This window comes from Blattabacterium cuenoti STAT (assembly GCF_003573915.1).
GTDB lineage: Bacteria > Bacteroidota > Bacteroidia > Flavobacteriales > Blattabacteriaceae > Blattabacterium > Blattabacterium cuenoti_A.
On record NZ_AP014608.1, the window covers coordinates 588,668 to 606,426 of the forward strand.

Genomic DNA, 17,759 nt, shown 5'->3' on the forward strand with positions numbered 1-17,759 from the left:
AATGAGAATCACTATCAAAAAAAATTATGTCAAAATAATTATTTTCGTACTATGATCAAAAAAGAAGAAATTCAATCTATTTCAGAAAGAATCCATAGAATATATTCTATTCTAAAAATAGATCAAATAAAAAAGCACATCGATAAAGAACAAGAAAAAATATCTAATCCTAATTTTTGGAAAGATTATAAAAAATTCAAAACTTTTATAAAATATATGCATGATATGAAAACATGCATAAAAAATTTTACAAAATTAAAAAACGCTTTTGAAGAGTTAGAAATAATATTTTCTCTTTCAAAAGAACAAAATTTAGAAAAAGAGTTTGAAAATCAATTATATAAAACAAAAAAATTACTTTTAAATATAGAATTTGAAAATATTTTTTCAGAAAAAGAAGACTCTTTCAACGCTATATTGCAAATCTCTTCTGGAGCTGGAGGAACTGAAAGTTGTGACTGGACTTTTATGTTAACGAGAATGTATTCCATGTGGGCTGAAAAAAAGAATTTTTTTGTAAAAAAAATTCACTCTCTCCATGGAGATGTCGTTGGTATTAAATCTGTTACATTAGAAATTAATGGGCTCTATGCTTTTGGATATTTGAAAGGAGAAAATGGAGTACATAGATTAATACGAATATCTCCGTTTGATAGTAATTCAAAACGCCATACTTCTTTTTCTTCTGTATATGTTTATCCTATGATAAATAAGAATATTAATATAGATATTAAAACATCAGATATACAATGGGAAACTTTTCGTTCTAGTGGAGCAGGAGGACAAAACGTAAATAAAGTAGAAACAGGAGTAAGATTACGTCATAATCCTACGGGAATTATTATAGTAAATACAGAATCAAGATCTCAAATACAAAATAGACAAAAAGCTTTGCAAATATTAAAATCTAGATTGTATGAAATAGAAATTATTAAAAATAATAATAAAAAAGAAAAAATAGAATCAAAAAAAAAAAAAATAGAATGGGGTTCTCAAATTCGAAATTATATTATGCATCCTTATAAATTAGTAAAAGATTTAAGAACCGGTTATGAAACTACAAAAATTCAATCTGTAATGGACGGAGAAATAGATGTTTTTTTAAAAAAATTTTTATATAAAACAGAAAATAAAAATTAGTTATTCAATTTCAATGAAAATCCGTTACGCTGATCTTATAGATCAAACTTTTGATTTTCCCACTGAGGAATTTTCTATAAAAAATAATTTTTTAGAATTTCACGGAATTCCATTAATGGAACTTATTAAAAAATACGGAACTCCATTAAAATTTACATATTTACCAAAAATATCTAAAAATATACAAAAAGCAAAAAAATGGTTCGAAAAAGCAATTCATTCCAATCAATATAACAATAAATATACCTATTGTTATTGCACAAAAAGTTCTCATTTTTCTTTTGTTTTAGAAGAAGTTCTAAAAAATAATATTAGTATTGAAACTTCATATGCTTATGATATAGAAATTGTAAAAAATCTTTATCAAAAAGGAAAAACTACTAAAAATATTGAAGTTATATGCAATGGATTTAAAACGAAAAATTATATTGAAAATATATCAGAACTTATTAATAGTGGATTTTATAATACTATACCAATATTAGATAATTCTGATGAATTAGAGAAACTAAGTTTAGTAATTCATTATCCTTTTAAATTAGGAATACGTATTGCTTCTGAAGAAGAACCTAAATTTGAGTTTTATACTTCTAGATTAGGAATTGGATATAAAGATATTATTGTTTTTTATTTAAATAAAATAAAAAATAATCCTAAAATAAAATTAAAAATGTTGCATTTTTTTATAAATACAGGAATAAAAGATACTGCTTATTATTGGAATGAACTTTTCAAGTGTTTGCATATTTATGCTAAATTGAAAAAAATAGCACCAGAATTAGAAATTTTAAACATAGGAGGAGGGTTTCCCATTAAAACATCCATGTCTTTTAAATACGATTATGAATACATGACAAATGAAATAGTTTATCAAATAAAAAAATTCTGTCAAAAAGAAAATATTTATGAACCTCATATTTATACAGAATTTGGAGCTTATACAGTGGGAGAAAGTGGAGGGATTTTATATAAAATACTTAACCAAAAACGTCAAAATGATAGAGAAAAATGGAACATGATAAATAGTTCTTTTATGACTACACTTCCTGATACTTGGGCAATAAGTCGTAGATTTATTATGATGGCAATTAATCGTTGGAATGATTGTTATGAAAGAGTTTTTTTAGGAGGATTAACATGTGATAGTGATGATTATTATAATTCAGAACAACATATGAATGCAATATATCTTCCTTGTTTTCATAAAAAAACTCCACTTTATATTGGATTTTTCAATACTGGAGCTTATCAAGATACAATAAGTGGATATGGTGGAGTACATCATTGTTTAATTCCTCAACCTATTCATATATTGATAGATCATGATAAAGAAAAAAATTTTGTATATAAAATTTTTCGTCCATCACAAAGTCCGGAAGAAATTTTAAAAATATTGGGTTATTGAAATTAAATAAAAAAAAAACTTTTGCAGGAATTTCTAAAAAATATTCAACACTTAATAACTGTAAAATAGTTCTTATTCCAGTACCATATGATTATACTCAAACATGGAAAAAAGGGGCTAAAAAAGGACCTAAAGCTTTTTTAACTGCAGCAGAACATATGGAATTATATGATATTGAAACCAATTCAGAAGTATATAAAAAAGGAATATTTATAGTTCCTTCTATTATTAATTCTTCAATTTCTATAAAAAAAATGATAGAAAAAGTCTATAATATTACAAAAAAATATCTTTTAAAAGAAAAATTTATTACCCTTATAGGAGGAGATCATTCTATATCAATAGGCAGCATTCGAGCTTTTGGAGAAAAATATAATAATAATTTAAGTATTCTCCATATGGATGCGCATACAGATTTACGTCCTATATATAAAGGAACTCCTTATAACCATGCATGTTCTATGCATGAAGCATCTAAAAAATATCCCATAATCCAAATAGGAATTCGTAGTATGGATATAGTAGAAAAAAAATATATCCAAAAAAAAAACATATTTTATATGCACAAAATTTATAAAAATGATTTATGGATGAAAAATGCTATTTCTAAATTATCTACTAATGTATTTATTAGTATAGATATAGATGTTTTTGATCCTAGCATAGCCCCTTCTACAGGAACTCCAGAACCAGGAGGTTTATCTTGGTATACCGCCTTAAAATTTTTTAAAAAAGTTTTTAAAAAAAAAAATATAATAGGATTTGATATAGTTGAACTTTTACCTAATCAAAAAGAATCCTCTACAGATTTTTTAGCAGTCAAACTTTATTATAAATTACTATCATATAAGTATAATATAAAAAAGTAAATTCATTTATTAATATGAATCAAAAAATTATTATAGCTATAGATGGATATTCTTCATCCGGAAAAAGTACTTTAGCAAAAGCTATTTCTAAAAAGTTAAAATATAAATATATAGACAGCGGGGCTATGTATAGAAGTGTCACTTTATTTGCTATTCAAAACAAAATTTTTAATAGTGATTTATGGAATATACAAAATTTTATTCCTATTTTGAAAGAAATAAATTTAAAATTTAAATGGAATAAAAAATATAATCAAACAGATATTTTTTTAAATAAAGAAAATATTCTTTATAAAATTAGATCAGAACAAGTAGAAGATAAAGTAAATTTCATTTCTCAAATTCCGGAAGTTAGAGAAAAATTAACTCTTATGCAAAGAAATATGGCAGAAGAAAAAAAAGGAATTGTTGTAGATGGAAGAGACATAGGAAATTATGTATTTCCTAAATCAGAACTAAAAATATTTATGAAAGGATCTATAGAAATTCGTTCTTATAGGAGATATAAAGATCTAAAAAAAAGAGGAAAAAAAATATCTTATGAAGAAGTAAAAAAAAATCTAATTTATAGAGATATAATGGATACTTCACGAAATATTTCTCCACTTAAAAAATCTATAGATTCTATAGAAATAGATAACACATTTTTAAGTGTAGAAAAACAATTAAATCTCATTTTTAAATTAATTAATAAAAAAAAATAGTCATATCTGTCATACATATGAAATTATTAAATGGAAAAATAGCTGTAGTTACAGGAGGTTCAGGAGATATAGGTAGATCTATAATAAAAACTTTCGTAAAACATGGAGCTCATGTTATTTTTACATTTTTTTCTTCAAAAAATGAAGCAAAAAAAATAGAGTTTGAATTTCAAAATATAGTTGAAGCATATAAAATAGATCTTTCAGATTTCAATTCTTCAGAAAACTTAGTAAAAAAAGTAATAAAAAAATATGGAAGATTAGATATATTAGTAAACAATGCAGGAATTATAAGAGATAATTTTTTGCTTAAAATTTCCAAAAAAGATTGGGATTATGTTCTAAAAACTAATCTATACTCTATATTTAATTTAACAAAACATGCTATTCATCCTATGATGAAACAAAAAAAGGGAAGCATTATTAATATGAGTTCCGTTGTCGGACTAACGGGAAATATTGGTCAATCTAATTACGCAGCATCTAAAGCGGGAATTATTGGATTCACAAAATCAATAGCCAGAGAATTAGGAAAAAAAAATATTCGTTGTAATGCTATAGCACCTGGATATATCGTAACAAAAATGAATTCTCACTTCAGATCTAAAATCAAAGAAAATTGGATAAAAAATATTCCATTAAAAAGACCAGGAACTCCTCAAGAAATAGCAAACTCTACTTTATTTTTGGCTTCAGATTTATCAGATTATATTACCGGTGCTGTATTAAACGTAAATGGAGGATTAATTTAAACCATAACAAATAATGTATTCGGATAAAAAAATTGTACAAAGCTTAGGGGTAATTTTAAAAGCAAAATCTATATTCAATATTATCATATCTCCAGGATCTAGAAACGCTCCAATCATTATACATTTTACTCAACATAAAGATTTTAAAACTTATAGTATTGTAGATGAAAGATGTGCTGGTTTTTTTGCTTTAGGAATAGCTCAACAAATAAGAAAACCTGTAGTTGTTAGTTGTACTTCTGGTTCTTCTGTTGTTAATTATTATCCCGCTGTAACGGAAGCTTTCTTCCAAAATATTCCACTTGTTTTAGTAACAGCAGATAGACCAAAAGAAATTATAGATATATTTGAAGGACAATCTATTTATCAAGAAAATATTTTTCAAAAACATGTAGAAGCTTCTGTTCAATTAACAGAAGATGAATCTAAATCAGGGATATGGTATAATGATAGATTAATGAATGAATCTATTAATAAATGTATTATTAAAAATAAACCTATACATATTAATATTCCATTTTCAGAACCACTTTATGGTACTACAAATCATTTACAAGTAAAACCTAAAATTATAAAAACTATACCTGTTAAAAATTATGTTGAAATATGTGATTATAAAAAAGAACAATATGTGTGGAAAAAATATGGAAAAAAAATGATCCTATTAGGATTGTATTATACAGAAAAAAATACGGAAAAAATTTTAAGAAAATTAAGTTTAGATCCTTCTGTTGTAATTTTTACGGAAAAAACATCATCTCATGCATATGGAAAGAATTTTTTCTCATGTATAGATCAACTTATTTTTAATATGAATCTTAAAGAATGGATAAATTTTAAACCTCATATTTTATTAACCATTGGAATCAATATTATATCTAAGAAAATAAAAATTCTTTTAAGAAAGTCTCCTCCGATATATCATTGGCATATAGGAGAACATAACGGAAAATATCCGGATACTTATTATAAATTAACTACTTATTGGCCTATTAATCCAGGATTATTTTTAAAAATTTTTTATTATAACAATATAACATCTGTTCCTTATTCAGATTATAAAAAAAAATGGGAAAAGTTGAGAAAGGAAAAAATGAAAAAACATAAATTTTTTTTAAAAAAAGAAAAAAGTTTTTCAGATTTAAACGTTTTATTTTTTGTATTTAAATCTATACCTAATCATACTATTCTACAATTAGGAAATAGTATGATTATAAGATACTATCAACTTTTTAATGAAAAAAAATATTCTATTAAATCCTATTGTAATCGTGGAACCTCAGGAATAGATGGATCTGTTTCAACTGCTATAGGTTCTGCTACAATAAGAAAAAAAATTGTAACATTAATTGTTGGAGATTTAAGTTTTTTTTATGACAGTAATGCTTTATGGAATAATTATATTCCAAAAAATTTTCGGATTATACTTATTAATAATGGAGGGGGAAATATCTTCAAATTTATATCAGAAAAAAAACTACCTGAAAAGATATTTCATTTTTTTGAAACAAAACATATTTTTTCTGCAGAAAAAATATGTGAAATGTATCATTGGAAATACGAGGAAATATCTGATTTTTATACTTTAAAAAATAGTTTATCATGTTTTTGGAAAAAATCAAATCAACCTTGTTTATTGGAAATCAATACTAAAACGTCTAATAATGATAAAATTTTAAAAAAGTATTTATCTTATTTATCCTAATTTCAATATAAAAAACAAAGAATATCCCATAAGGCTTTAATCCTTGCAAAAACTTCTCTGAATTGTATTTTACTGTCAAAAGTAAGGTTTTTAGCATTAAATCCAATGACATCCAAGCCCAAACAATTTCCAATAAAAATTGCTCTTTCATTATGAAACTTTTGAGATATAATTGTAAACTTTTTTTGGTGAAAAATTTTATGAGCTCTTGCAATAGAATGCAATGTACTAATTCCATAAAAATCTTCATATATAAAATGAGAAGGAATTCCTTTTTTAATTAATTCCTTTTTCATCATTTTTGGTTCATTGTAGTTTTTTTCTCTATTATCTCCACTTACAATAATATAACGTATTTTATTATGACGAAAAAGAAAAAAAGCCGCGTCTATTCTGTATTTAAAATAAGCGTTAATTCCTCCTCCATACAAATATTTAGAAGTTCCTAAAACTACACCAAATGTATTATATGGAATATAATTAATAGAATCATAACTTTTTCTTTTTGACCAAAAACTTATTCCAAGATAACAGAATACAATAAATGAAATGATAAGAAAAAATATACGTTTTATTTCTAATTAACACATTCTAAAAAGAATTATCCTCTATAATCCATTCTCCTTTTTTTAAAAAAAGATCTATATGTTTGAATTTAATATTTTTAATTTCTCCCGTAGTTAAATGACGAATATTAATTCTATTGTTTCTTCCTAATTTTTTTTCTTTCATAAAAAGATTTTTTTTTAAATTATTTTTTGGAAAACAAAAAATATCTCCTGTTATAATTTTTGCTTTAAGAAAAAAAGAAATAATTCTTTTGTTTATACCATAAACTCTTTCTTGAAATAAATTAAAAGCATTTTGTTTATAAACAATAAGAGGATCTTTTTGTTCAAAAACAGCATTTTGTACAGAAAAACGCAAACTATCCATTTCACGTAAATGTTCTTTCCATTTTTCATCCATGAAACATAATATAGTCTTTTTTTCAAACATAGATAATAAAGACTTTCCTTTTGTTTTATAAAATTCTTTTAAACCTGATATAGAAACTATATTTTGGGATCCATCTGTTAAAACAACCCGTATTTGATAAAATTCATAATTTTTATTTACAATATTAGATATAATAGGTTTTATATCATAATCAATCATTTTTACCTTCTTTTTTTCATAAAAATCAATGATTATATCATGAAGTTTATTTACACAATCACGTTCTTTATAAGATAGAAATTCATCTTCTGGTATTGGAAATTCAATACCAAAAGTTTGGAAAAATTCAAACTCCAAATTTTTAAAATCATGGATAGACTGATTTACAGTCATCATAATATCTAGTAAAACATAAATCATGTTAGAAATATCTAAACTTAATTTATTTTCACATAATGCATTTTTTCGTTTTTTGTAAATAAACTCTCTTTGTTGATTAATAACATCATCATAGTCTAACAAACGTTTTCGTATACTGAAGTTATTTTCCTCTATTTTTTTTTGTGCTTTTTCAATAGATTTTGTCAACAAAGGATGTTGTATTATATCTCCTTCTTTGTGTCCAAATCTGTCCATTAATTTAGAAAGTCTTTCCGAATCAATAAATAAACGAATTAAATTATCTTCTAAAGACACATAAAATTGAGAACTACCTGGATCTCCTTGACGACCTGATCTTCCTCTTAATTGGTTATCTACTCTTCTAGAATCATGTCTTTCCGTACCTAAAACGAATAATCCTTTATTTTTAATAACTTCTTTTGATAATTTAATATCAGTTCCACGACCTGCCATATTAGTTGCTATAGTAACAGAACCAGGAAATCCAGCCTTTGCTATGGTTTCTGCTTCTTTTTCATGTAATTTTGCGTTTAAAACATTATGTGAAATTTTCATAAATTTCAAAGCTCTACTCAAAAATTCTGAAATTTCAACAGATGTTGTTCCAACAAGAACAGGACGTTTTTCATTTTTAGATAAAAAAATAATTTTTTCTATAACAGCATTATATTTTTCCCGTTGAGTTTTAAAAACAAGATCTTGAAAATCTTTTCTTTGTATTTTCTTATGTGTGGGAATTACTACTACATCCAATTTATAAATATGCCAAAATTCTCCAGATTCTGTCTCCGCTGTTCCTGTCATTCCAGATATTTTTCTATACATTCTAAAATAATTTTGTAAAGTTATTGTAGCAAGAGTTTGACTGGAGGATTCTATTTTAACATTTTCTTTTGCTTCTATAGCTTGATGCAACCCATCAGAATAACGTCTTCCTTCCATTATACGACCAGTCTGTTCATCTACTATTTTTACTTTTCCTCCTAAAACAATATAATCCACATCTTTTTCAAATAAAGTAAAGGCTTTAAGTAATTGATTGATAGTATGAATTCTTTGTGATTTTAGAGAAAAATTTTTTAAAAGTTTTTCCTTTTCTTCTGTCTCTTTTTCTTTTGAAAAATTTTTTTTTTCTACTTCAGAAAGTTCCAGATTCACATCTGGTAAAACAAAAAAACCTATATCTTCCACATTTTTCGATAAAAATTCAATTCCTTTATCTGTTAATTCTACAGTATTATTTTTTTCATCAATAACAAAATAAAGGTCTTTATCTACTTTATATATTTCTCTTCCATGATCTTGCAAATATTGACTTTCTATTTTTTGTAAAATCAAACGAATATTATCTTCACTTAAAAATTTTATTAAAGATTTTTTTTTAGGTAAACCACGATATGCTTGAAATAATTTGAATCCACCTAATTTTTTTTCTCCATTTTTGATTAAACTCTTTGCTTTATTTAAGAAATCTTTAACTATCACGTTTTGTTGATCGACTAGAATTTTTACTTTTTTTTTAAATAATTCAAATTCTTCTTTATTATCTCTTTTAGAATCAACAGGTCCCGATATGATCAAAGGAGTACGTGCTTCATCTATTAAAACTGAATCGATTTCATCTATAATAGCATAATTTAATTCTCTTTGAACCAGTTCTTCTTTATAACAAGCCATATTATCTCGTAAATAATCAAACCCAAATTCATTATTTGTTCCATAAGTAATATCTGCTTGATAAGCTTTTTTACGCATATATACGTCAGAAGACGTATAATTATCAATACAATCAACTTTTAATCCATGAAATTCCATTAAAGGAGCCATCCAATTTGTATCTCTTTTAGATAAATAATTATTTACTGTAACAATATGTACTCCTTTTCCAGAAAGTGCATTTAAATAAGCAGATAAAGTTGCTACAAAAGTCTTCCCTTCTCCCGTAGCCATCTCAGCAATTTTTCCTTGATGTAAAACTATACCTCCCATAAGTTGAACATCATAATGAACCATATCCCAAATTATTCTTTTTCCATGTGCATTCCATTCATTTTTCCAAAATGCTTGATTTCCTTCCAAATGAACATAAGATTTTATTTTTGATAATTCTTTATCAAAAGAAGTAGATGTTACGATAAGTTGTTTTTTTTCTTTGAATCGTTTAGCTGTTTCTTTAATAACAGCGAATGCTTGAGGTAAAATCTCTATTAATATTTTTTTCTCAATTTTATAACATTCTTCTTTAAGATTTTCTATATTTGAATATATTTTTTCTAAAATAAGAATAGGAAAAAATTTTTCTTGTATTTCAATCAGTAATTTTTTTTCTTCTTCATAAAGTTTTTTTGTAGACTTTTGTATCAGATTTTTAAAATATTGAGTTTTATTTCTTAATTCATCATCAGATAATAAAAATATTTTATTTTCTTCTTTTTTAATTTTAACCAACAACTTTTTAACCTCTTTCAGGTCTCTATCATTTTTATTGACTAATAATTTATTTAAAATTTTTCTAATAAAACTCATTATAAAAAATATAAATTATATATTTATTTAATAACAAAACAAAAAAAATAAAACATTTAAAGTTCATATTCATCTCTATTCCAATAAAAATCTTCGTCATCACGTGGATAATCTGCCCATATGTCTTCTATAGATTCAAAAATTTCTCCATCTCCATTTTCTAATTGCTGAAGATTTTCCACTACTTCTAAAGGAGCTCCAGTACGAATAGCAAAATCAATTAATTCTTCTTTTGTAGCAGGCCAAGGTGCATCTTCTAAATGAGAAGCTAATTCTAAAGTCCAATACATATATTGATATTTTAATTATTAAAAAATCAAAAAAAATGATATTTTATTTTTATATATTTGATTTTCAAAAATCAATGAACTTTTTCATAAAAATCACAAGATAAAATTAGTGAAATTAAATTACAAATAAATTACATGAAAAAGTTTCCAAAAATAGTATTTATAGGTTCAACCCATTTTTCTCTTTATTCATTAAACGAATTATATACCAAACGGTATAACATTGTAGGAATAATTACAAGTCCTGATAATCGTTTTTTAAAAAATCAGAAAGCGTTTACTCCTGTAAAAAGATATGCATTAAAAAATAATATACCTTATTTACAACCTGTAAACCTTTTAAATTCTTCTTTTTTAGAACATCTAAAAATATGGAATGCCGATATACAAATTGTTGTATCTTTTCGAATTTTACCAAAAGAAATCTGGAATTTTCCTAAAATGGGATCTTTTAATTTACATGCTTCTCTTTTACCCCAATATAAAGGAGCCGCTCCTATTAATTGGGTTATTATTAATGGGGAAAATAAAACGGGATTGACTACTTTCTTTATAGAAGAAAAAATAGATTCTGGAAAAATTCTTTTACAAAAAAAAATTCAAATAAAAAAGAAAGAAACTGCAGGAGAATTAGAATTAAAATTAAAAAAGATTAGTGGATCTATAGTTATTCAAACTTTAGAAAAGATTATAAAAAAAAAAATCACTCCTATTTCTCAAAAAAATATTAATTTTTCTTTATTAAAATATGCACCTAAAATAAAGACAAAAAACTGTAGAATACAGTGGGAAAATCCTTATATAGATTCTATATATAATAAAATAAGAGGATTAAGTCCTTATCCTACAGCATGGACGTTTTTATTTTTCAATAATAAAAAATTTTTTAGATTTAAAATTTTTCTTGTTAAAAAAATACGGAAAACTCATACTTTACCAATTGGTAGGATATTGATTTCATCACATGAAATGAAAATATCCGTTAAAGAAGGTTTTATCTCTCTTATAGAAGGACAAATAGAAGGAAAAAAAAGAATGAATGTTAAAAACTTAATTAATGGATTGAAAATCAGAAAAAACCTTTTTGTTCGATAAAATTTTAGTTATTTATCTATATTTGTTTCTGCTTTAGTTCTTAAATAAAAAATTAATTAAGATTATTTCATAGTTAAATAAAATTAAATTCATCATTCATGAACAAAACAGAATTGGTCAATTCAATAGCTGAAAAAACTGGAATAACAAAAATAAAAGCTAAAAATGTTACAGATGCATTTATTGAAACAATAATTGAATCTTTAAAAAAAGGAAATAAGGTCACTCTTGTAGGATTCGGGACCTTTTCTGTAGTAAAAAGACATCCCAGAAATGGAGTTAATCCTAGAACAGGAAAAAAAATACATATTCCAGGAAAAAAAGTAGCTAAATTTAAAATAGGGGCGGAATTAACGAAATTATAGATTTCTAATTTTATTCTAAAAAAAAGATTAAAGTTTGATAGAATTAAACTTTATCTTTTTTTTTACTATTATTTAGTTATTTTTTACGGATAAAATCTATATAAAATCCATTTTTTTTCTTTTTTTAAAATATAAATTAATCTATCATGAAGTCTATTAGGCTGTCCTTGCCAAAATTCCATTTTATATGGTTTTACAATATACCCCCCCCAATCAAAAGGACGTTTTATTATTTTTTTATCAAAAAAATCTTTCCATTTATTGTATTGTTTAAATAAATATTTTTTAGATGGAAGAATCATACTTTGTCTAGAAGCCCAACTTCCAATTTGGTTTTCTCTAGGTCTTTTATGAAAATATTCATCCGATTTTTTTTTTTGAACTTTTGATGTTATTCCTTTAATAATAATTTGTCTTTCCATTTTTTTCCAATAAAAAGAAATACATACTTTTGGTATATTTTGAATAGATTTTCCCTTTGAACTAAAATAATTTGTATAAAAAATAAATCCGTTTTCTGAATATTCTTTTAATAAAACAACTCTAGTTTCTGGACAGCCATCTTCTCCTATAGTAGAAAGAGACATTGCGTTAATTTCTTCGTTATCTTTTTGAAGTTTTTTTTCCTGTTGAAACCATTCATCAAACAATAGAAAAGGTTTTTCTGGAACATCAAATTCCAATAATGAATTTTTTTCATAATTTTTTCTAAAATTACTTAAATCAACAGTCATAATATTATTTATTAATAAACAAAAATATACTAACTTTATCGATTATTAATAAAATGGCGTGATAGCTCAGTATTTGGTTAGAGCGTTGGATTCATAACCCAGAGGTCGGGGGTTCAAATCCCCCTCACGCTATTACAAAAAGAAATGAATTGTTTTTATTAAAACAACACTACAGAATATGATTTTTTCTGTTTTGAGTTCTTTTCTATTAAAAAAATTATATACTTTATATAAAATTATAAATATTAATAAATTATCGAATTTAATTACTTTTGAAGTATCGAAAAAAAATCAATTAAAAATTATATGGGGGTTAGATTCAAAAAATATAATTCATACATATTTGAAAATCAATATCCTGAAATATACAAAAGAAAAAGTAACTCTATCTATCAAATTTATGATAGATATTTTAACTACATTTTCAAATGAAAAACTTTTTTTAAAAAAGGAGAAATATACACTTAATATTTATTCTAAACAAGGAGTTTATAAAATTCCTACTTATTATGATTCAAATCATTATGATGATAGATTATATAAATCTTCTCTTGTTCATAAAATTTCTTTGTTTTCCAAGTTATTTTTAAAAATATTAAATAAAACTTTATTTTTTTCTACTACTGAAGATGAAGAATTAAAACCCGTATTAAATGGAGTTTTTTTTCAATTTTTTACTCATGAAGCAAATTTCATAGCAACAGATACTTATAGACTTATTAAGTATACTATAAAAAACTTTAAAACAAATCAAGAGATACAATTTACCATATCAAGAAAATATCTTACTATAATTCGTGAAATTTTAAAAAACGAAAAAAAAAATAATATTATTATTGAATATTCTGAAAAAGAAAATATAATTTTTTATTTTAAAAATTACATTTTTTCATGTCAACTAATAAATAAAAAATATCCAGACTATCGTTCTGTAATTCCTAATAATAATCAATGTCATGTATCTTTTGTTATTAATAAATTTTTATTATTAAATACTATTAAAAGAATATCTATTTTTTCTAAAAAGAAAAAGAATTTTATTAATTTTCATTTTTTTAATTATAAAAAATTAAAAATTTATGACGAAAATACAACTGATATTCATAATTCTATTTCAGAAATAAAATGTAAAGTTCTTTTAAATGATCTGAAAAATATAAAAATAGGTTTTAACTCTAAATTTTTAATTGAAATTTTATCTTCTTTAAATGAAGATTTTATTTATTTTGAATTATATCAAAAAATGGGAATTATAAGACCTATATATAAGAAAAAAAAAGAAGAATCAATTTTGATATTAATTATGTCTATCATAAAAATATGAAAATATCATTGAATTGGATTAAAAAATATGTTTTATTTCCTGTTGAAATAAACGAAAACGAGATATCCAATATATTAACTGATATCGGAATAACAGTAAAAGAAATTAGTAATGAGAACCAAGATTTTATTTTAGATGTAGAAATTACGCCTAATCGTACAGATGCTATGAGTCATTATGGAATTGCACGTGATTTATACGCAGTCTTAAAATTTCGTGGATATAAAGTTCATTTAATAAAACCAGCAGTAATAAATAAAGAATTTTTTTTCCAAAAAAAATCTCATGTTTCAATTTTTGTAAAAAAACGTGAAACCTGTATAAGATATTCCGGAATATTGATTTCTAAAATCAAAATAGAACCATCTCCATATTGGTTAATTTCTAGATTAAAATCTATAGGGATTAAATCTATTAATAATATAATAGATATTATACATTTTGTTATGTATGAATTAGGACAACCTATGCATATATTTGATATGGATAAAATAGAGGATAAAAAAATTATAATAAAAAATGCGGAAGAAAATACAAGATTTCAATCTCCAGATAAAATTATAAGAAAACTAGATAAAGAAGATTTAGTTATTTATGATAAGATTAAACCATTATCTATAGCTGGAATAATAAACCATTTTGAATCAAATATACACATTAAAACTAAAACTATTTTTATTGGAACTGCTTGTTTTAATCCCATTATAATCCGGAACCTTAGAAAAAAACATTCTCTAAAAATAGAAACACTACATCTTTTTGAAAAAGAAACAAATCCTAATCAGACTATATACGCTTTGCAAAGAAGCGCTTTTCTCATCAAAAAAATTATAAAAAATAAAATAATTTTTTCTGATATAATTGATTATTATCCTAACCCTATTTCTATTTCAAAAATAAAACTTCGTTATAATAAAGTTATAAATATTATAGGAAAAAAGATTTCGAAAAAAAAAATCAAAGAAATTCTATCATTGTTAGAAATGATGATTCATTCTGAAAATGATAATTTTTTATTAATTAGTGCTCCTTCTTATAGAACAGATATTCAAAGAGAAATAGATGTAATCGAAGAAATATTTCGAATTTATGGAATCCATAAAATTCCAATATATAACCGAATAAAAATTTCGGTATCTCCCAAAAGTTTTTTTAAAACAGAACATGAAATACAAAAAATACTTTTTGAACAATTAGTTTGTTTTGGTTTTCAAGAAATTATTTCATCTACGATGAGAAAAAATGAAGGAAAATCTTCTTCTTTACTAAATTTATCTTTTAATAGACAAGAAATTAAAATCCTTAATCCTGTGAACAAAAATTATCAAATTATGCGTTCTAGTTTATTATTCAGCATAATAGATTGCATAAAATATAATTTCAACAAAAATAGGATTAAATCTAATATAAAATTTTTTGAATTAGGAAACATATATTATAAAAAAAATAATAAATTTTTAGAAAAAACATATCTTGGAATAGCAATTTATCAAAAAGAAAAAATAGAATATAAAAATTATCCTTTTTTTTATTTAAAAGGAATTATTGAACAAATTTTTCAAAAAAGTGGAATATTAAATTATACTCAAATACTTTCTAAACATCCATTATTAGAAAATGGAATTTCTATATTATATAATAAAAAAAATTTAGTCGAACTAGGAAAAATTCAAAACTATGTTCTAAAGCAAAGTGAAATATTTTATGCAGAAATTGATTGGAAATATTTAGTATCTATTATTCAAGAAAAAAAAATAATTTATATTCCATTTTCAAAGTATCCTACCTCAAGAAGAGATTTATCTTTATTAGTAGATAAAACAATTTCATTCGAAAAAATTAATCAATTAATTAAAAAAAAAGAAAATCATTTTATTAAAAAAATTAAAATATATGATTTATATGAAGGAAAAAATTTACCAAAATCAAAAAAATCTTATACAGCAAGTTTCTTTTTTGAAAGTCAAAAAGAAACACTAACTGATAAAATTATTAATAATTCAATGAAAAAAATTGAATTATTTTTGAAACAAAAATTAAAAGCTGAAATAAGAAGAAAACAAAATCACGTAGAATAAAATAATTTTTTCAAAATTTTTTTAAATCCAGTTTTTTTTTCTAAAATTTTCGGTATTTCTTTTATGTGAATTCTTTTTTGTTTCATATTATCTCTATTTCTCATAGTTACTGTATCTGTTTTGATAGTATCGTAATCTACAGTAAAACAAAATGGAGTTCCTATTGCATCTTGTCTTCTATATAACTTTCCAATAGATTCTTTTTCGTCATAAACTAATCTATGATGAATTTTTATATCATGAAATATTTTTTTTGCTATTTCTGGTAATCCGTTTTTTTTAACTAATGGAAATATAGCGGCTTTAATTGGAGATAAACAATAGGGAAGTTTTAATACTATACGTTTTTTTCCATTTTTTAATTCTTCTTCTTTTAAAGAAGAAGAAAATATAGCTAAAAAAAGACGATCTAATCCTAAAGAAGTTTCTATAACATAAGGAATATAATTTTTTTCCAACTCAAAAATTCTAAATTTTTTCTTAGAAAAAAATTCATGATTTTTTAAATCAAAATCTCTACGAGAATGAATTCCTTCTATTTCTTGAAATCCAAAAGGAAAATGAAATTCTATATCTGACCCAAAACTTGCGTAATGAGCTAAATGATCATGATCGCATAATCGATAATATTTTTTATTTACTAAATTTAAATCTAAATGCCATTTTAATCGGCTTTTTTTCCAATAGTTATACCATTTTATTTCCTCTTTTGGAAGAATAAAAAACTGCATTTCCATTTGTTCAAATTCCCGCATTCTAAATATAAATTTTCTTGCAATAATTTCATTTCTAAATGATTTTCCTATTTGTGCAATTCCAAATGGAATTTTCATTCTATTAGATTTTACAATATTATGAAAATTTGAAAATATGCCTTGAGCTGTTTCAGGACGAAGAAATAAATCTTTTTCTATAATTTTGAACATCATATTGAAATTTCTAATTTCTGTCCAATTTTTTGTTTTAAAAATGGGATCACAAATACACAATTCATCAATCAAAACTTTTATATCTAGTAAATTTTTTTTCTTTAAAGATTGAGATAAACGAGATAATATTTCTTCTTTTTTTTTTGGATCATTTAAAAAATTTTTTTCTACATATTTTTGAATCAAAATTTCAGGACGATATCTTTTTTTGGAATCTTTATGATCAATCAATAATTCATTAAATTTATCAATATGACCGGATGCCCGCCAAATATCAGAATGCATAAGAATAGAAGAATCTATTCCTACTATATTTTCATGAAGTTGAGTCATAGACTTCCACCAAAATTCTTTGATATTGTTTTTTAATTCTACTCCATGTGGTCCATAATCATAAATTGCATTTAATCCTCCATAAATTTCACTAGAAGGAAAAATGAAACCATAAACTTTTGCATGAGAAATTAAAAATTCAAAAAAATAATTACATTTTTTCATATCT

At 23.6% G+C, this 17,759-nt stretch carries 15 protein-coding genes and 1 tRNA gene; 11 read left to right on the plus strand and 5 right to left on the minus strand.

Translation table 11 applies throughout. From position 1 onward, the window contains the following. The first annotated feature begins 51 nt into the window (after positions 1 to 51). Genes prfB through menD form a run of 6 tightly spaced genes read left to right on the plus strand, consistent with a single transcriptional unit; the run spans position 52 to position 6,575 of the window. The gene (gene prfB, locus STAT_RS02855) at positions 52 to 1,140 is read left to right on the plus strand and encodes a peptide chain release factor 2 (RefSeq protein WP_119305760.1); all 1,089 of its coding nucleotides are present in this window, start codon (positions 52 to 54) and stop codon (positions 1,138 to 1,140) included. 13 nt (positions 1,141 to 1,153) lie between these two features. After that, positions 1,154 to 2,545, plus strand: a complete 1,392-nt coding sequence (locus STAT_RS02860; RefSeq protein WP_119305762.1) for a type III PLP-dependent enzyme domain-containing protein — start codon at positions 1,154 to 1,156, stop codon at positions 2,543 to 2,545. Then, a complete protein-coding gene (gene speB / locus STAT_RS02865) occupies positions 2,542 to 3,414 on the plus strand; it encodes an agmatinase (RefSeq protein WP_244273555.1) in 873 nt (290 codons plus the stop codon). Before STAT_RS02860 ends, speB begins: the two co-directional genes overlap by 4 nt. A 14-nt stretch (positions 3,415 to 3,428) precedes the next feature. Then, a complete protein-coding gene (cmk, locus tag STAT_RS02870; RefSeq protein ID WP_119305766.1) occupies positions 3,429 to 4,118 on the plus strand; it encodes a (d)CMP kinase in 690 nt (229 codons plus the stop codon). A gap of 17 nt (positions 4,119 to 4,135) precedes the next feature. Continuing rightward, positions 4,136 to 4,870, plus strand: coding sequence for a 3-oxoacyl-[acyl-carrier-protein] reductase (gene fabG / locus STAT_RS02875; protein ID WP_119305768.1), 735 nt, complete (start codon positions 4,136 to 4,138; stop codon positions 4,868 to 4,870). 13 nt (positions 4,871 to 4,883) lie between these two features. After that, positions 4,884 to 6,575 (plus strand): 2-succinyl-5-enolpyruvyl-6-hydroxy-3-cyclohexene-1-carboxylic-acid synthase, encoded by a 1,692-nt coding sequence (gene menD / locus STAT_RS02880; RefSeq protein WP_119305770.1) that lies wholly within the window; start codon positions 4,884 to 4,886, stop codon positions 6,573 to 6,575. Between the two features lie 2 nt (positions 6,576 to 6,577). Here the strand turns inward: menD and STAT_RS02885 are convergent, their stop codons facing one another. The 3 genes from STAT_RS02885 to STAT_RS02895 form a co-directional block, all read right to left on the minus strand. Next, complete coding sequence (locus STAT_RS02885) at positions 6,578 to 7,006, minus strand: SanA/YdcF family protein (protein WP_244273556.1); 429 nt, start codon at positions 7,004 to 7,006, stop codon at positions 6,578 to 6,580. Between the two features lie 160 nt (positions 7,007 to 7,166). After that, positions 7,167 to 10,442 (minus strand): preprotein translocase subunit SecA, encoded by a 3,276-nt coding sequence (gene secA / locus STAT_RS02890; RefSeq protein WP_119305773.1) that lies wholly within the window; start codon positions 10,440 to 10,442, stop codon positions 7,167 to 7,169. Positions 10,443 to 10,498: 56 nt separating this feature from the next. Further along, positions 10,499 to 10,732, minus strand: coding sequence for a DUF2795 domain-containing protein (locus STAT_RS02895; RefSeq protein ID WP_119305774.1), 234 nt, complete (start codon positions 10,730 to 10,732; stop codon positions 10,499 to 10,501). A gap of 135 nt (positions 10,733 to 10,867) precedes the next feature. On the opposite strand from STAT_RS02895, the gene fmt reads away from it, so the two are divergent. Continuing rightward, entirely contained in the window at positions 10,868 to 11,827 is a 960-nt protein-coding gene (fmt, locus tag STAT_RS02900) for a methionyl-tRNA formyltransferase (protein ID WP_119305775.1), read from the plus strand. Positions 11,828 to 11,925: 98 nt separating this feature from the next. Then, a complete protein-coding gene (locus STAT_RS02905; RefSeq protein ID WP_119305776.1) occupies positions 11,926 to 12,192 on the plus strand; it encodes an HU family DNA-binding protein in 267 nt (88 codons plus the stop codon). Between the two features lie 83 nt (positions 12,193 to 12,275). Here the strand turns inward: STAT_RS02905 and pdxH are convergent, their stop codons facing one another. Then, positions 12,276 to 12,926: a pyridoxamine 5'-phosphate oxidase gene (gene pdxH / locus STAT_RS02910; protein ID WP_119305777.1), complete on the minus strand. Its 651-nt coding sequence runs from the start codon at positions 12,924 to 12,926 to the stop codon at positions 12,276 to 12,278. Positions 12,927 to 12,981: 55 nt separating this feature from the next. On the opposite strand from pdxH, the gene STAT_RS02915 reads away from it, so the two are divergent. The 3 genes from STAT_RS02915 to pheT all read left to right on the plus strand — a co-directional run bounded on the left by STAT_RS02915 (position 12,982) and on the right by pheT (position 16,328). Continuing rightward, a tRNA-Met gene (locus STAT_RS02915) sits at positions 12,982 to 13,058 on the plus strand. Positions 13,059 to 13,104: 46 nt separating this feature from the next. Continuing rightward, positions 13,105 to 14,250, plus strand: coding sequence for a DNA polymerase III subunit beta (locus STAT_RS02920; RefSeq protein WP_119305778.1), 1,146 nt, complete (start codon positions 13,105 to 13,107; stop codon positions 14,248 to 14,250). After that, on the plus strand, positions 14,247 to 16,328 hold the full coding sequence (gene pheT, locus STAT_RS02925) for a phenylalanine--tRNA ligase subunit beta (RefSeq protein ID WP_119305779.1): 2,082 nt from the start codon (positions 14,247 to 14,249) through the stop codon (positions 16,326 to 16,328). The genes STAT_RS02920 and pheT overlap by 4 nt, the downstream gene beginning before the upstream one ends. Here the strand turns inward: pheT and STAT_RS02930 are convergent. Further along, positions 16,316 to 17,755, minus strand: a complete 1,440-nt coding sequence (locus tag STAT_RS02930; RefSeq protein ID WP_119305780.1) for a glycine--tRNA ligase — start codon at positions 17,753 to 17,755, stop codon at positions 16,316 to 16,318. The genes pheT and STAT_RS02930 overlap by 13 nt on opposite strands. Between the last annotated feature and the right edge of the window lie 4 nt (positions 17,756 to 17,759).

Coding starts and splice junctions, on each gene's coding strand:
- STAT_RS02860 (WP_119305762.1), top strand. CDS start 1,154: ATGAAAATCCGTTACGCTGATCTTATAGATCAAACTTTTGATTTTCCC.
- STAT_RS02895 (WP_119305774.1), bottom strand. CDS start 10,732: ATGTATTGGACTTTAGAATTAGCTTCTCATTTAGAAGATGCACCTTGG.
- pheT (WP_119305779.1), top strand. CDS start 14,247: ATGAAAATATCATTGAATTGGATTAAAAAATATGTTTTATTTCCTGTT.
- fabG (WP_119305768.1), top strand. CDS start 4,136: ATGAAATTATTAAATGGAAAAATAGCTGTAGTTACAGGAGGTTCAGGA.
- secA (WP_119305773.1), bottom strand. CDS start 10,442: ATGAGTTTTATTAGAAAAATTTTAAATAAATTATTAGTCAATAAAAAT.
- STAT_RS02920 (WP_119305778.1), top strand. CDS start 13,105: ATGATTTTTTCTGTTTTGAGTTCTTTTCTATTAAAAAAATTATATACT.
- STAT_RS02905 (WP_119305776.1), top strand. CDS start 11,926: ATGAACAAAACAGAATTGGTCAATTCAATAGCTGAAAAAACTGGAATA.
- prfB (WP_119305760.1), top strand. CDS start 52: ATGATCAAAAAAGAAGAAATTCAATCTATTTCAGAAAGAATCCATAGA.
- fmt (WP_119305775.1), top strand. CDS start 10,868: ATGAAAAAGTTTCCAAAAATAGTATTTATAGGTTCAACCCATTTTTCT.
- pdxH (WP_119305777.1), bottom strand. CDS start 12,926: ATGACTGTTGATTTAAGTAATTTTAGAAAAAATTATGAAAAAAATTCA.
- cmk (WP_119305766.1), top strand. CDS start 3,429: ATGAATCAAAAAATTATTATAGCTATAGATGGATATTCTTCATCCGGA.
- menD (WP_119305770.1), top strand. CDS start 4,884: ATGTATTCGGATAAAAAAATTGTACAAAGCTTAGGGGTAATTTTAAAA.
- STAT_RS02930 (WP_119305780.1), bottom strand. CDS start 17,755: ATGAAAAAATGTAATTATTTTTTTGAATTTTTAATTTCTCATGCAAAA.